This is a genomic window from Mumia sp. ZJ430 (assembly GCF_011751845.1).
In the GTDB taxonomy this organism is placed as follows: domain Bacteria; phylum Actinomycetota; class Actinomycetes; order Propionibacteriales; family Nocardioidaceae; genus Mumia.
The window spans coordinates 60,493-74,729 of the sequence record NZ_JAAHFK010000002.1 but is presented as its reverse complement, the minus strand read 5'-3'; the positions used below and the strand labels follow the sequence as shown (position 1 = coordinate 74,729).

Below are 14,237 nucleotides of genomic sequence, written 5' to 3'. Positions count from 1 at the left end.
CCTCAGAGCCCGTCCGCGAGTCGGCGCAGGTAGTCGATCTCGACCGTCTGCTCGCGGATGATGTGTTGGGCGATGCTCTTCGTGAAGGAGTTGTGGTCGTTGCCCAGGTAGCCCTTCGACATCGCGACCGCTCCTTCGTGGTGCGCGATCATCAGCGCGAGGAACGACATCTGAGCCTCGGCCGTCGGGAGGCCGCGCAGCGCGTCGACTCTCGCCTCGGGCACCATGCCGGGCATGCTGGCAGCGTCGTGGACGTGGTGGCCCTGAGCGAGCTCAGGCAGCGAGGCCACCCAGGCGTCGATCCACGCGGTCATCGTGGTGATCTCGTTGCGCTGGTCCTGCGCGATGAACCGCGCGGCCGCCGCGACGCGCTCGTCGATCCCGTCGTGAGCGAGCACGTTGCGGCTCAGCTCGACAGCCTGATCGTGGTGCAGCACCATCTCGGCCGCGAACGTCATGTCGGGGCGCTCGGGGATCTGCGCCTTCTCGAGCTCGGGGAAGGTCGTCACGGTTCCCCATGGCCGCTCGACCGTCCCCGCGGAGGGCGCCGAGGCCGAGCCGCCCCCGAGCTGGACGGTCTCCGGCGCCTCGCTGCTGCAGCCCGCGAGCGTCGCGACGGCGGCAAGCAGCACGCAGAGCGCGACGGCGACGCGGCGAGGACGCACGAGGGCCTCCTGGAGGGGTGGGCGCGACACACCGTACCGTTCCGAGACCGGCGCAGACCCCGGATCGGCGGCTCAACGTAGCCGTCGGGCCAGCCGCTCAGCGTCGTACGGGGCCCGGCCGTCGGCGTCGTTGTCGAAGTACACCCACGTCTCGACGTCCCACCCGCGGATCCGCTCAGCCCAGCGGCGGAGGCGATGGTCGGAGTAGCCGCCGTGGTAGAGCTGCGTGTGGCCGTGCAGGCGGACGTACGCAAAGTCCGCCGTCGCCCGCTCGAACAGCGGCCACGCGCCCGCGCCATCAGAGACGACGAGGGCGATTCTGTGGCTGCGAAGGATTTCCGTGACCTCGTCGATCGCCTGGGCGCTGCGGACCTCGACGGCGTGCGTCAGCGGCAGGCGTGCCCCGTACGAGCGAGGCAGCATCGCGCAGAACGCGTCGAGGCGCTCGGGCGTCGGTGCCCCCTCCGCCGGGAGCTGCCAGAGGAAAGGGCCGAGCTTCTCGCGCAGCGCCAGGACCCCCGAGGCCATGAAGGTGGCCAGTGGCTGCTCGGGCTCGCGGAGCCGGCGCTGATGCGTGAGAAAACGGCTGCCCTTGACCGCGAAGCGGAAACCGTCCGGCGTCGTGTCGTACCACCGCTCGTACGTCGTCGGCCGTTGCAGCCGGTAGAAGCTCGCGTTGACCTCGACCGTGGCCAGGCGCGACGCCACATAGCCGAGCTCGTCGCGCCGCGGCAGGTCGTTCGGATAGTAGTCGCCGTGCCACCGGGCATAGCTCCATCCCGAGATGCCGACGTGGACCGGCGGGCTCGCCATACCCGCCACCGTAGGCACCTACCGGCAAGTAACATGGCCACCATGACAGAGCCACGCGTCCTGCTCACCGTCGACGACGCCATCGCGCACGTCACGCTCAACCGCCCCGAGAAGCTCAACGGCGTCGACATCACGATGTTGCGCGAGCTCGTCGCGACCGCCCGCCGTGTCCGCGAGGACCGCACCGTCCGCGCCGTCGTGCTGCGCGGCGAGGGCGACGCGTTCTGCGCCGGTCTCGACTTCGCCTCGGTGATGAGCAGCCCGGCGACCATCGTGCGCTCGTTCGTCCCGAACCCGCTGCGTGGTCAGAACCTCTTCCAGCGTGGCCTGTGGGTGTGGCGCGAGCTGCCGGTGCCGGTCGTCGCGGTGGTCCACGGCCACTGCTACGGCGCGGGCCTCCAGCTCGCCACCGCGGCTGACTTTCGGTTCACCACGCCTGACGCGCGCTGGTCGGTGCTCGAGGCGAAGTGGGGCCTCGTACCAGACATGAGCGGCACCGTCAGCCTCCGCGAGCTCGTCGGCGGCGACGTCGCGCGCCGCCTGACGATGACCGGTGAGGTCGTCGACGGGACGACCGCCCACGCGCTGGGGCTCGCCAGCGGCGTCGCGGACGACCCCGAGGTGCCCGCGCGCGAGCTGGTCGAGGCGCTCATCGCCCGCTCCCCCGACTCCGTCGCCGCCTCCAAGGCGCTGCTCAACCGCACGCGCCACGCCTCGCCGCGGCGCGCCTTCGCGGTCGAGCGACGCCTGCAGCTCGCGATGCTCTTCGCGAGGAACACCGCGATCGCCCGCGCGGCGAACGCCAAGAAGGAGCAGCCCGAGTTCCAGCCGCGCAGCTTCGGCAGCTGACTCCCGGCGGCCTCACGCCTCCTTCGCGAAACGGAGCAGCTGCGGGAGGTCGAACGTGCCGTCGTCGCGAGCCATCGGCGCCTGCGGCTTCCAGTTGGGCTCGACGCTGAGGTACGAGAGAGGGTCCTCGTTGAGCATCCCGAGCAGAACCTCGGCGACGATCCGCCCGCCGACGGGCCCGAGCGTCTTGCCCGCGGCCAGCACCTCGGCCTCCTTGAGGATGTAGAACCATAGCGGCGGGTGCATCCTCAGGTCCTCGCTGAGGTCACCGATGCCCAACGTGTCGGCATCGAGCGGGTCGATGCCCATCGCCCGGGCCACCGTGTTGCCTGCCGGCAGCCCGAGCGCGACACCCCGCTGGAGGTTGCGCTCGGCGAGCGCGTGCGGCGGGTGCGCCGCCACCGACAGCGGAAGATCGGCCAACGGCCTGGCCAGCTTCGTGTCGATGGGCAGCGACGGCTGGGGCGGGGTGTCGGCGCCCGGCATGTCGACCAGGAACTTCCACTCGACCGCCCACTGGGGAGGCAGTCGCCGGAAGCCGTTGAGGTTCGACAGCTCGTCCGGCGGCAGCTCCGGCCCGAAGATCGGGATCGGCCCCTGGTCGCCTCGCGCGTTCTTCACGAAATCGTTGATGTCGTAGCGGCCCCGGATCATCGAGTGCCCGAACCGGTACGCCGCGACCGCGAACTCCACAGGAATGTACGCGGTGTTGGCCGGCCGGTAGAACTGGAACGACGGGCGTATAAGCGCGATCGTCGAACCGTTCGGGTCGGCGACGTAGGTCTCGGTGCGCAGGATGTCGTCGATGACCGCCTGGCCGACGATGCGGCGCAGGAAGTCGTGCACGACGACCCACTGGTAGTGCCAACGGACGAGCCGCTGGGTCTCCTTGAACGCGTCGTCCCCGGTCAGGGGCGTGGTCGACCCCACGACGTCGGCGACCCGGTTGTGGAACTGCAGCATGGTCAGGTGGAGCTGGGACACGAGGAGGTTCTCGTCGTTGCGCGGGTCTCCGGTCAGGGCGCGACCGAAGAAGACCTCCTCGCCGGCGCGCTGACGCGGCTCGTTCCGCGGCAGATCCGGGCCGGCGCCGCTGGTCTCGCCTGGGACGACGCCGACGTCCTCGCCGAGGCGCATCTTGGTGACGGGTCCGGAGTCGTCGTACAGGTACGGCTGGTCGGCGGGCCCCCGGCCGTACAACGAGTCGAGGTCGAACCTCGGGGTACGGAAGTTGTGGAGAGCGTCCGGGTCGTTTTGGCGCCGAAGGCTCGACACCGGGTCGAACGTGACGTCGTGGTCGACGAACTGCCCGAAGTAGGTGTAGCCGGACGGGATGTCGGGGTTCTCGGGCGGCGGCCCGGCCGGTTCGACCATCCGCAGAGCCAGTGCCGTCATGTCGTCGGCGGTGTGCGCGAAGACCGGCAGGTGGCGGAACATGCGGCCGAACCGACCAGTCTTGAACGACGACGACGGGATCACGTCGACGCCGCGCTGAGGCGTCCCGTGATGGATCGGCTTCGTCGGCGTCGTGGGCTCGGGTGCGGGCGGCGGAGGTGGCTCCTCAGCGGTGGAGGTCTCCTGCCCGATGGTGGTTGCCATGGTGTTCTCCTCGCGTGGTGAGTTCCCGAGAACGCCGGCACATCGTGCGTCGGCGTGGCGACTCCCGGGGCGAGCGCACCATCAACCAGCGTCCCCCCACGCGAGGGTCAGGGACAGTGAGGTTGCAAACGGACGTAATCAGACAGGAGGGTCCAGACGGGTCGTCAGCGTCGAGTACGACCTTCACCCACGAGGTCGACGGCCAGCAGGCTTCGGATCTCCTCGTACGACAGGCCGCTCGCGATGAGGTAGTGGAGCTTGGCGAACGCAGCCTCCGTCGTCATGCAGCCACAGCTCACCACCCCCTGCTCCAAGAGCCCGCGGCCCGCGGCGTAGCGGCGCAGGTCGACCGCAGCCGCCGGTGTCTGGCTGACCGCGACGACGGGGATCTTTGCCTCGCGCAGCGCCGCGAGGCGCTCGAACGCGACCTTGTCGGCCGGCGCCGTCCCCCCGCCGAAGACACGCAGCACGACACCGGACGGCTGGCGTGACCACATGAGCTGGTCGTGCCACTGCTCGAGACTGACGGTCGCGAGGGCGACGAACCGGTCCTCGTCGTAGCCGTGGAACCCACCCAGCGGGAGATAGAGCGACAGCCGACGGCTCGTCCCGAGCACGCCCGCGAACCCGTCGAGGTCGGTGGTGGACTGCTTCCAGAGGGTCGCCGCCGCACGCACCTGTCCGGCGAAGGCCAACGACACGCCACCACGACCTGCCTGGACGGTGTCGAGCGCGAGGCGGAGGTTGTCGGCCACGTCGCTGCCGGGCTCGGACGGACCCCGCTGGGCGCCGGTGAGCACGACCGGGCGCGGCGCGTCAGCGAGCGCGAGGGCGAGGGCAGCCCCGCTGAACGCCATGCTGTCGGTGCCGTGGACGACGACCACGCCGGCCACCGACGGCAGCGCGGCGCGGATCTGGCGGTGCCAACGCGTCCAGTCGGCGGGCCCCATCTCAGCGCTGTCACGCAACGGATGGTCGAGCACGACGTCAGCGCGTACCTGGCGCGCGACCGACCAGGCATCCACGATCGCCCGCAGGCCGTCGACTCCCTCGGCCGTCACCGCCAAGCCGTCGGCGCCGCCGCCCATGGTTGCCGTGCCACCCGTGACGAGGACGAGCACCCCGCGCGGACCCGCCAGACCCATCGTCGACGTGCTCACGAGCCTGCCTCGATCTGGCCGCGGCGCACCACATCAGTGCGGATGATGCCGGTGCGGACGTCGAGCACCGGCCGGTAGCGGTCGTAGAGGGTGACGATCAGTGTCAGGAGGAACACGAAGAAGAAGCCTGCTGTCAGGAAGAAGCGTTCACGAGTGGGGACGAGGGTGCTCGCCGCGACGACGAGACCGATGTTGACCGCGGAGAGGACGAAGAACGCCGCCGCGACCGACTGAAGACCGCCGCCGCGGCGCGCGGTCCACAGGCCGATGAAGGAGTTCACCACGATCAGCACTCCACAGCTGACCGCGATCTCCACCGGCGTCGCGGTCACGCTCGGGACGATGTTCGCGATGATCATACTGACGAGCGCGACGATGACGATCTTCTCCAGCAACCAGCTGTCGAGGACCCTGCCACGGGCGACCCGCAGGGCCGCGCGCTCGCGTTCGTCGTCGATCGCGTGCGGGAGCGGACCGGCGGCGAACTGCCAGGCGTGGTCGGGCGGAGCGAGGCGCGGGCGTACGACGAACCAGAACACCGCGGCCAGTGCGAGGACCGTCAGCACCAGCGCCGGAGTGAACCACGGGACGTCGCGCATCGTGTCGGTGAGATCGAGCTTGAGGACGTGGATCCACGCCTCCTGCGGAATCTTGATGACGATCCAGATCACCGCCGCCGCCGCGATCCACCACCGCAGCGAGAAGCGCTTCGGATCCCATCGCGTACGGACGATCTCGTAGAAGATGAAGAAGTACTCGAAGGTGTTGGGGAAGATCAGCAGCAGCCAGCGGTGCGTCCCGCCCGTCAGCTCGAAGATCGTGGTGCCGACCAGGCGGTAGAAGAACAGGAACCGCGCGACCTCGAACGCCGGCCGGCTCGTCCAGTTGCGCATCGTCGCGACGTACGCGAGCGCGAGGTAGTAGATGTCCAGCGCCTTGTCGTAGCTCTGGTAGTGCGAGAGGTCGAGCGACGTGAAGGTCTGGAAGATCGTCTGGTCGACACCGTCGAGCAGCATGCACGCGACGATCGCCGGGAGCGGGTACTTGAAGACGAGGAGCGGGACGAGCAGCCTCGCCACCACCACCGCCCAGAACACGACCTGATCGAGCGAGTCACCGCCCATGCGCACTCCCCTTGTCGTCGGGAGGCGCTATCACGCGCCGCCATCGTTCCGCGGTCGTGATCCTAGTCGTGGACGCCGGTCCGTGGCAGGTTCGCACACATCCGATTCAGCGTCGTCTCTGCGCGGACGCGGTCGAGGAACGCCAGCTGGGCGGTCTTGTCCGGCAGCGTGATCTGCCGTCCGCGCTCGAAGCCGAGCATCTCCAGGACGGCGAGCGAGCGCGCGTTGCGCACGTCCGGCTCGACCACGATCCTGCGGGCACTCGGCGGTCCGAGCACGAACCCCACGAATGTTCGCAGCAGGATCGCCCACTGCTCCTCGCGCGTCGCGACGTGCTCGCCGAGGAAGAAGTGCATCCCGACGTCGCCTGACTCCGGCTCGTAACACTCCCCCACCGGGTCGTGCTCGGGCAGATAGGTCTGGAGCAGCATGAACGGCACGTCGTCGCGGCAGACCAGGAACGCGTGGTGCGTCGTGAGTCCGTCGACGTACGCGTAGAGGTCGCAGAGCTCCTGCGCGGTCAGCCCCTGCAGTCCCCAGAAGCGCGCGCGTGGCGCGGTCATCCACGGGTGGATCGTCGTGAGGTCGCCCTCGGGATCGAGGACGCGGACCGTGACGGTCCCGAACCCGTCGACGACGTCGGTACGCAGGACCTCTCCCCGTGTGCCGGTGATCAGGCGGTCGTCCGCGGTCGTGCTCACAGCAGGTCCTCCTCGACGAGTGCGTCCCAGGCGGTGACGACCGGGCTCGACCCAGCCGCCAGCCAGGTCGCGAGCTGATCGGTGGCGTGGGGGCTGTCCGCATCGCCGGCCGCGCCGAACGGGACTCCCCACCGGCTCGCATCGCGGTCCGAGAGGTCCCAGATCCAGCGCGCCACCGAACCACGCCAGCAGACGTCGCTCACGCCAGGGGTGCTCGCCGTGGCGCGGACGGTGTCGCCGTCGCCCGACAGGCCCGTCCGTTCGAGGGCGGCGAAGGTCGCGCCCGGCACTCCGTCGAGCACCCGCACCGGGTCCAGCAGATGGGTGTCGCCCCAGGTGCTAGGCGCACGGACCGACGCGACCTCCTCCAGCGCACCGCGGACGAGCGAGGCGGTGTCGATCCCGAGCGTCGCCGCTGCGCCACGACCGTCCAGCAGGGCGTGCAGCCCCTCACCGACGCGGGCACGGACGTCCATCCACGGCGCATAAACCGCGCCCATGCCGTGGGGCTCGTGCAACGGTGCGAGGACGGGGAGGGCAGCGATCCGACGGACGAGCGCTGCGCGCCACGCGGCGTACGCGCCCGCCTCGGCGCTGTCGGCGAGCATCTGGCGGTCCCATCGCTGCAAGCGGCTGACGAGGTCCTGTGCGGCAGGACTGAGGGCCTCGTCGGCGGCGTCGGGCAGATGACGAAGCAGCGCGTCGGCGCCGAGCGAGACGGTGTCACCGTGGATCTCGGCCATGTCGTCGACCCCGACCTGCTCACCCGCGAGATCGGCGAGGCGGGCACGGATCCGCGCTGCACGGTACGGCGGGGCGTAGGCGTAGCCGAGTGCGAGGGCAGGGTCGTCGGGTCGCTCGTTCGCGTCGACGGCGCGGTCGCCCACCGAACGGGCGGGTGGCACCGGCTGCCAGGAGACGTCGTCCGCGCCCTCGCCCCACCCCTCGCGCGGGAGCCGGCGCGCCGCACCGCCCGTGTCGGGGACCCGCCCGACGGTCCGGCTCAGCACCGTCCCCTCACGATCGGCGACCAGCAGCCGGTTGACGGGATCGATCCAGCGCTCGTACGCCGTCGCCACGTCCTCGGCGGTGCGCGCACGCAGCAGCGGACGCATCGCGGCGATCCCGAGGTCGGCGCTCGCTCGCGCCGGGAACCGCGCAGACAGCGCCGGCATCTCGTCACCGCTCGCGGGCAGCGCCTCGAGCTCCGCGACGACGACCCCGCGCACCGTCTCGACCCACGGCACCTCCACCGCGGTGTCGGTGTCCCGGACGAGGACCTGCTCCCACCCGGACTCGGCCGGCTCCCACCCGGACTCGGCCGGCTCCCAGCCGCCTGGCCCGTAGGCCTCGACGCCCCCGTCGGGAGTGCCGCGGAGTCGCTCGCGGAAGACGTCGATGTGGTGCGCCATAGCGTTCGTGATGCCCCATGCGACCGAGCCCGCGTGCCCGAAGTGCGCCACGCCGGGCACACCGGGGAACGCCAGCCCGACGACGTCGACGCCCGGACAGGCCAGCCGCACCTGTTGATAGACGCCCGGGATCTCCAGGACGCGGTGCGGGTCGCCCGCGAGGATCGGCAGCCCCGTACGGGTCAGTGCGCCGTGCACCGCCCACGCGTTGCTCCCCGAGCCGCCCGCATCGGCCTGGAAGAGGTCGACGACCTCCTCACCGTGGGTGCGCGCGAGCGTGCGGTGCACGTGCTCGCGCCACAGCAGCGCCGGCAGATCAGAGAAGAGGACGTGGGCGACGTGCAGGATGCCGAGCGGCGCCCAGTCAGGCCACCGCGCCTCGGGGAGGACAGCGTTGACTCCCGCGACGTACGCCGCGACCCACTCCTGATCCTGCGCGTCGAGCCGCTCGTACGCGGTGCGGGCCGTGTCGGCGAGCCGGGCCTGGCGCGCGAAGCGGTCCCACGGCACCCCGCCCTCCCCGATGTGCTCGGCGAGACGACCCTCCGTACGCCAGTGCTCGACCTGGATCTGGCCGCCACGGTCGTGAGCCGTCACCCGCCCCTGGGCTTCAGCCAGCGCGAGCATCGACTCCGCGCGCAGGTGTGGCACGCCGTACGAGTCGCGGAACAGTCGCGCGGTCATGCCGGCACGGCGACCGCGCTGCGGGCGATCGGGTTCGCGAGGGTGCCTGCATAGATCAGCGAGTCCGACTGGCTCGCGAGGTCGACCATCTGCAGCGTGTTGCGCAGCTGGAGCCGGTTGAGGCACGAGTGGGCGAACCGGTCGGCACGCAGGTCCACCCGCGGCGCGAGCCCCGGGTGCTCCGCGGCGTGCCGGTCCACGCACTCGGCGACCAGCGCCCAGAAGCGACTCTCGGGCAGGACGCCGTCGACGTGCAGGATGCCGGCGAGGTGGCGCAGGACGCCGTCGAACACGTCGGTGAAGATCGCGAGCGCCTGCTCGTCGGCGTCGACCGGCTGCCGGATCCGGGAGACCTCCTCGGGCAGGTCACGATCGCGGAGCACCACGACCTCCTCCCCCACGTCCTTCATGAGCGCGCGGCGCGGCACGTGGTCGGCGATCACGAGGATGACGTTCTCGCCGTGCGGCATGAAGGCGAGGTCGTGCGCGAGAAGGCAGTGGACGACCGGCCGCAGGTAGGCGTGGAGGTACTGCGCGACCCACACGTCAGCACTGAGGCCCGACGCGCGGATCATCGCGGTCGCGTAGGCGTGGCCGTCGCGATCGCGGTGGAGCAACGACGCCATCGTCGCGAGGCGCTCGTCCGCACCGAGCCGCGGCACTGGGCTCTCCCGCCACAGCGCGGCAACCATCTTGCGGTGGGCCGAGGGTGTCGACGTGCGGTGGTACACGTCGCCGGTATACCCGATCGACGCGCGCTCGCGCAGCACCTCGAACTGGCATGCGGCGAGTGTCGGGTCGGCACCGACCAGTGCGGCGACCCAGTCGTTGATCGCCGGGGTATGCCGCATGTACGCCGGGGAGAGCCCGCGCAGGAACCCCATGTTCTGGATGGCGAGCGCCGTCTTCACGTAGTGACGGTCCGATCGCGACAGGTTGAACATCGTCCGGATCGACTGCTGCGCCTGGTAGGCGTCGGCCCCCGGACCGAGCGGCACCAGGTCACACCGCGCCACGTCCGGCGCGAAGGTGATCGCCAGCCGCGTGTCCCACTGCCAGGGGTGGACGGGCAGGAGCCGGTACGCCGCAGGGTCGAGCCCCTGGTCCGTGAGACGCGAGGCGAAGCGCGCGCGCTCCTCGGCGTCGAGCTCCCCCTCGTACAGCGACGTCTCGTCCAGCCCGTCGCCGATCGCCAGGTGGGAGACCTCACGCCGTACAGCGACCCACTGCAGCGAGAACGGGCGGCCTACCTCCGGGGCGAACCGCTCGTACGCGTCGAGCCCGAATCCGATGCGGCCGTTGTTGGCGACGAAGCCGGGGTGGCCCTCGGTCATCGCGGACTCGACCGTCTGGAGATCGGCGGTGAGCAGCTCGAGCGCGGACGGCCCTCCCTGGTGGATCTTGTACGCCGCGGCGGCGAGCGTTGCCGCGATCTCCTCGAGGTAGGTCGCGAGGAGGGCGTCGGGGATCTCCAGGAGCGGCTGCAGCTCGACCACGAGCTCGGACGCGTCGAGCATCCGCGGCACGCCGTCGACCGTACGGGTCAGCGAGGCCTCGTCGATGGCCCAGTGCTCAAGGCGCAGCTGCTGCGCGCGGAAGCGGTAGACGACGGTGCGGTCGGCGAGCGCGACCTCGTACGTCCCGGAAACGTCGTCGGCAGCGGTCGCCCCGTCGACGCGGACCGGAGCCAGCAGACGCTCGTGGGCAAACTCCGCGAGAGCCTTGGCGACGAGGTGCCGCTGGGCCTCGGCCATCGTGCGCGGGTTCAGATGGGGTGCGGGGTGGGTCATCGTGCTCCTCCTGCGAGCGTGCTGCGGGCGAAGTCGTCGCGGGTGCAGACCGACAGCCGTGCGATCTTGTCGCCGAGCCGGACCTCGCGCAGGCCACGGAAGCCTGCCTCGGCGTTCTTGCGGGCGATCGCCTCGTTGCGGACGTCCGGCTCGACCACCACGCGCAGGGCGCCGAGCGTGTCGAAGCAGAGCCGCATCACGCTGGCCATCACCGCCCCGGTCAGGCCGCGACGAGGGTGCTCGCCCGGTGCGGACACGAGCACGTGCATGCCGAGGTCGCCCGGCTGCGCGTCGTGGACGTCGGTGAGCAGCACCTTCGCGGGGTCGTACGTCTCGGCGAAGAAGGTCGGCGTCCCCTCGACGGACCCCAGCCACGCGTCCTGGTGCGGGTCGGCGTCGAGGCCGTCGAGGTAGCGGCGCACCTGCGCCTCGTCGAGGTCGGACATCTGCCAGAACGCGGCGTGCGGGTCGGCGAGCCAGCGTCCGACGAGCGCCGCGTCGCGCGAGGGGACGACACGGTCGATCGCGATCTCGCCCACCGCCGTCGCGACGACGAGGGAGGGTGTGCGCGCGGTCATCGCAGCCTCGCCTCCTCGCGGGCCTGCGACCGTACGGGGCTCGCGTCGGCGGGCAGCCCGAACTCCTGGAAGGCGATGCGCTGCTCGATCGGATAGACGTCGCGACCGGTGATGGCGGCGAGGATCGTCGAGCTGCGCCACGCCCCGAACCCGAGGTCCGGAGCCGTGATGCCGTGCGTGTGCTCCTCACCGTTCTGCACGAAGACCCGGCGCCGCTCGCCGTCGACGGCGTAGTCGCGGCTCACCGCGAACCTGCCGAGCTCGTCGAACGCAAGCAGGTCGCGGATCGGCTCGAGGCACCCGGGCACGCTCGCCGCGTACCCGGTCGCGAGCACGAGCGCGTCCGTACGTCGCTCGTACTCCTCGCCGAGCTGGTCGTGCCGCAGGCGCAGGACGTACTCGTCGCCGGTCCACGTCGCGTCGACGAGCGCGGTGTCGGTGAGCAGGCTCGTCGGGGCGGGCCCGTCGACGCTCTTGCGGTAGAGCGTGTCGTAGATGTCGTCGACGAGGTCGCCGCTGATGCCCTTGTAGAGCCCGCGCTGCTCGCGGCCGAGGAGCTCGCGCAGCTCCAGCGGCAGCCCGTGGAAGTGGTCGGTGTACTCCGGCGACGTCATCTCGAGCGTGAGCTTGGTGTACTCCATCGGGAAGAAGCGCGGCGAGCGCGTGATCCAGTCGAGCCGGTACGTCTCGGCGCGGGTGTCCTCGAGCAGGTCGCGGTAGATCTCAGCCGCGGACTGCCCGCTCCCGACGATCGTGACGCTCCCCGCGTCGCGCAGCGCCTCGCGATGCCTCAGGTAGTCGGCGCTGTGCAGCCACGGGCCGCCGAGGTCGCGCGCTGCCGGCGGCACCGTCGGACGGGTGCCGGTGCCGAGGACGACGTGCCGAGCCCGGTACGTCTCGGTCTCGCCGTCCGCACGCCGCGCGCGTACGACGTACGTGTCGTCGTGCGGGTCGTGCTCGACGGCCTCGACACGCCGCCCCCAGCGCAGCGAGTCGAGCTGGCCAGCGGCCCAGCGGCAGTATGCGTCGTACTCTGCGCGCAGCGGATAGAAGCTCTCACGGATGTAGAACGGGTAGAGCCGACCGGTCGCCTTGAGGAAGCTCAGGAACGAGTACGGCGAGGTCGGGTCGGCCATCGTCACGAGGTCGGCCAGGAACGGAACCTGGATCGTCGAGCCCTCGATCATCATCCCGGGGTGCCAGCGGAACTCCGGTGACTCGTCGAGGAACAACGCCTCGACGTCGTCAAGCGGGTCGGAGAGGCACGCGAGCCCGAGGTTGAACGGGCCGATCCCGATGCCCACGAGGTCGTACGTCATCGCGCCCCCGCCCCCTGCGGATCGAGCGGTCGCCACGCCTCTCGTGCGCGCTCTCCCTCTTCTTTCACGACGTCCAGCACACCCCGTACGTCCTCCACGGTCGCGTCCGGGTTCAGCAGGGTGAGCTTGAGGCACGGCCGCCCGTCCACGACGGTCTTGGCGACCAGCGCGCGCCCGGAGGCGAGCATCGCTGAGCGGATCATCGGGACGAGCCTGTCGGCCTCGACGTCGGGCGTCCCCCACGGCTGGTAGCGGAACAGCACCGTGCTCAGGTCGGTCCGGGCGAGGAGCCGGAGGTCGGGGTCCGCCTCGACGACCCGATGGACGTCGGCGGCCAGGTCGAGCACGCGGTCGAACATCGCGCCCACACCGTCCGCCCCGAGCGCACGCAGCGTCGCCCAGAGCTTGAGCGCGTCGAAGCGCCGTGTCGTCTGCAGGGACGTGTCGACCTGGTTCGGCTCCTCGGCGCCCTCGGGGTTGAGGTAGTCGGCGTGCCATCCGGACCTGGTGAGGTCGGCCCGCTCGCGGACGACGATCGCGCTGGACGAGACCGGCTGGAAGAAGGTCTTGTGGAAGTCGACCGTCACCGAGCGGGCGCGCTCGATCCCGGACAGCAGGTCACGGCGCGTGGGCGAGACGAGCAGGCCTCCTCCGTACGCGGCGTCGACGTGCAGCCACGCGCCGTAGGACTCGCAGACGCCGGCGATCGCGTCGAGCGGATCGATGCACCCGCGGTCGGTCGTCCCCGCCGTGGCGACGACGGCCATCGGGATCTGGCCGGTGCGCTCGATGACGTCGAGCGTCATCCGCAGCGCGGCGGGATCCATCCGGCCGTCGGCGTCGGTGGGGACCGCGACGACGGCGTCCTCGCCGAGACCGAGCAGCAGCGCCGACTTCTGGACACTGAAGTGGCTGGTGTCGGTGGCGACGACGAGCATCCGCTGCTGGAGCGCGGCGCGGTCGGCCCCGGTGAGGAGGCCGGTGCCGTGCACGGCCAGCGCTCCCTCACGAGCGAGGAAGAGCGCGTGCAGGTTCGACTGGGTCCCCCCGGAGGTGAACACGCCGCTGCCGTGCGCATAGCCGATGCGGCGCGCAGTCCACGCGATGAGGTGGCGCTCCATGAAGGTCCCGACGGTCGACTGGTCGTACGTGTCGACCGACGTGTTCACAGCGGCGAGGACCGCCTCCGCCGCGATGGCGGGGACGGCGACCGGGCAGTTCAGGTGTGCGGCGTACGCCGGATGGTGGAACCAGACCGCATTGTCGACGAACATCTCGTCGATCTCGCGCAGTGCGGCGGTGTCGCCGACCGGTGGGGCGTCCAGGTCGACGGCGGCGACGAGGCCCTCGAGCGTCTCGCGGGGTTCCCCGGAGAAGGGGGCGGATCGTTCGGCGACACGCGCGGCCAGTCGGTCGACGACGGCGTGAAGGGTGTCGGCGTAGCGTGCGGAGGTGGCGTTCGTCAGCAGCGACGAGGTCATGCGGGCTCCTCTGGCTCTCGGTACGGATGTCGTTCCAGGCGGCGCGGGAGACGCGCTTAATT

The 14,237-nt window shown here is 70.9% G+C and carries 12 protein-coding genes; 1 reads left to right on the top strand and 11 read right to left on the bottom strand.

Features of this window, described 5'->3' with window-relative positions; genetic code table 11:
- Window positions 1-2: 2 nt before the first annotated feature.
- Together HCT63_RS06735 and HCT63_RS06730 are read right to left on the bottom strand one after the other, a co-directional pair.
- Complete coding sequence (locus tag HCT63_RS06735; RefSeq protein ID WP_167002556.1) at window positions 3-665, bottom strand: DUF305 domain-containing protein; 663 nt, start codon at window positions 663-665, stop codon at window positions 3-5.
- Between the two features lie 72 nt (window positions 666-737).
- Window positions 738-1,478: a DUF72 domain-containing protein gene (locus HCT63_RS06730; protein WP_167002554.1), complete on the bottom strand. Its 741-nt coding sequence runs from the start codon at window positions 1,476-1,478 to the stop codon at window positions 738-740.
- A 42-nt stretch (window positions 1,479-1,520) separates the two neighbouring features.
- Here HCT63_RS06730 and HCT63_RS06725 point away from each other — a divergent pair, with 42 nt between their 5' ends.
- Window positions 1,521-2,327, top strand: coding sequence for a crotonase/enoyl-CoA hydratase family protein (locus HCT63_RS06725; RefSeq protein WP_167002552.1), 807 nt, complete (start codon window positions 1,521-1,523; stop codon window positions 2,325-2,327).
- A 12-nt stretch (window positions 2,328-2,339) separates the two neighbouring features.
- Here HCT63_RS06725 and HCT63_RS06720 read toward each other — a convergent pair whose 3' ends face one another.
- From HCT63_RS06720 to HCT63_RS06680, 9 genes are all read right to left on the bottom strand, one after another.
- On the bottom strand, window positions 2,340-3,926 hold the full coding sequence (locus HCT63_RS06720; protein WP_167002550.1) for a heme peroxidase family protein: 1,587 nt from the start codon (window positions 3,924-3,926) through the stop codon (window positions 2,340-2,342).
- Window positions 3,927-4,090: 164 nt separating this feature from the next.
- Window positions 4,091-5,086, bottom strand: a complete 996-nt coding sequence (locus tag HCT63_RS06715) for an asparaginase domain-containing protein (protein WP_167002548.1) — start codon at window positions 5,084-5,086, stop codon at window positions 4,091-4,093.
- On the bottom strand, window positions 5,083-6,210 hold the full coding sequence (locus HCT63_RS06710; RefSeq protein ID WP_208322320.1) for a hypothetical protein: 1,128 nt from the start codon (window positions 6,208-6,210) through the stop codon (window positions 5,083-5,085). The genes HCT63_RS06715 and HCT63_RS06710 overlap by 4 nt, the downstream gene beginning before the upstream one ends.
- 62 nt (window positions 6,211-6,272) lie before the next feature.
- On the bottom strand, window positions 6,273-6,911 hold the full coding sequence (locus HCT63_RS06705; RefSeq protein WP_208322319.1) for a GNAT family N-acetyltransferase: 639 nt from the start codon (window positions 6,909-6,911) through the stop codon (window positions 6,273-6,275).
- Window positions 6,908-9,007, bottom strand: coding sequence for a penicillin acylase family protein (locus HCT63_RS06700; RefSeq protein WP_167002546.1), 2,100 nt, complete (start codon window positions 9,005-9,007; stop codon window positions 6,908-6,910). The genes HCT63_RS06705 and HCT63_RS06700 overlap by 4 nt, the downstream gene beginning before the upstream one ends.
- Window positions 9,004-10,797, bottom strand: a complete 1,794-nt coding sequence (locus HCT63_RS06695) for an IucA/IucC family protein (RefSeq protein ID WP_167002544.1) — start codon at window positions 10,795-10,797, stop codon at window positions 9,004-9,006. Before HCT63_RS06695 ends, HCT63_RS06700 begins: the two co-directional genes overlap by 4 nt.
- Complete coding sequence (locus HCT63_RS06690; RefSeq protein WP_167002542.1) at window positions 10,794-11,375, bottom strand: GNAT family N-acetyltransferase; 582 nt, start codon at window positions 11,373-11,375, stop codon at window positions 10,794-10,796. Before HCT63_RS06690 ends, HCT63_RS06695 begins: the two co-directional genes overlap by 4 nt.
- Window positions 11,372-12,694, bottom strand: coding sequence for a lysine N(6)-hydroxylase/L-ornithine N(5)-oxygenase family protein (locus HCT63_RS06685; protein ID WP_167002540.1), 1,323 nt, complete (start codon window positions 12,692-12,694; stop codon window positions 11,372-11,374). The genes HCT63_RS06690 and HCT63_RS06685 overlap by 4 nt, the downstream gene beginning before the upstream one ends.
- On the bottom strand, window positions 12,691-14,175 hold the full coding sequence (locus HCT63_RS06680) for an aspartate aminotransferase family protein (RefSeq protein ID WP_167002538.1): 1,485 nt from the start codon (window positions 14,173-14,175) through the stop codon (window positions 12,691-12,693). Before HCT63_RS06680 ends, HCT63_RS06685 begins: the two co-directional genes overlap by 4 nt.
- Between the last annotated feature and the right edge of the window lie 62 nt (window positions 14,176-14,237).

Coding starts and splice junctions, on each gene's coding strand:
- HCT63_RS06730 (WP_167002554.1), bottom strand. CDS start 1,478: ATGGCGAGCCCGCCGGTCCACGTCGGCATCTCGGGATGGAGCTATGCC.
- HCT63_RS06725 (WP_167002552.1), top strand. CDS start 1,521: ATGACAGAGCCACGCGTCCTGCTCACCGTCGACGACGCCATCGCGCAC.
- HCT63_RS06720 (WP_167002550.1), bottom strand. CDS start 3,926: ATGGCAACCACCATCGGGCAGGAGACCTCCACCGCTGAGGAGCCACCT.
- HCT63_RS06710 (WP_208322320.1), bottom strand. CDS start 6,210: ATGGGCGGTGACTCGCTCGATCAGGTCGTGTTCTGGGCGGTGGTGGTG.
- HCT63_RS06700 (WP_167002546.1), bottom strand. CDS start 9,007: ATGACCGCGCGACTGTTCCGCGACTCGTACGGCGTGCCACACCTGCGC.
- HCT63_RS06695 (WP_167002544.1), bottom strand. CDS start 10,797: ATGACCCACCCCGCACCCCATCTGAACCCGCGCACGATGGCCGAGGCC.
- HCT63_RS06690 (WP_167002542.1), bottom strand. CDS start 11,375: ATGACCGCGCGCACACCCTCCCTCGTCGTCGCGACGGCGGTGGGCGAG.
- HCT63_RS06685 (WP_167002540.1), bottom strand. CDS start 12,694: ATGACGTACGACCTCGTGGGCATCGGGATCGGCCCGTTCAACCTCGGG.
- HCT63_RS06680 (WP_167002538.1), bottom strand. CDS start 14,175: ATGACCTCGTCGCTGCTGACGAACGCCACCTCCGCACGCTACGCCGAC.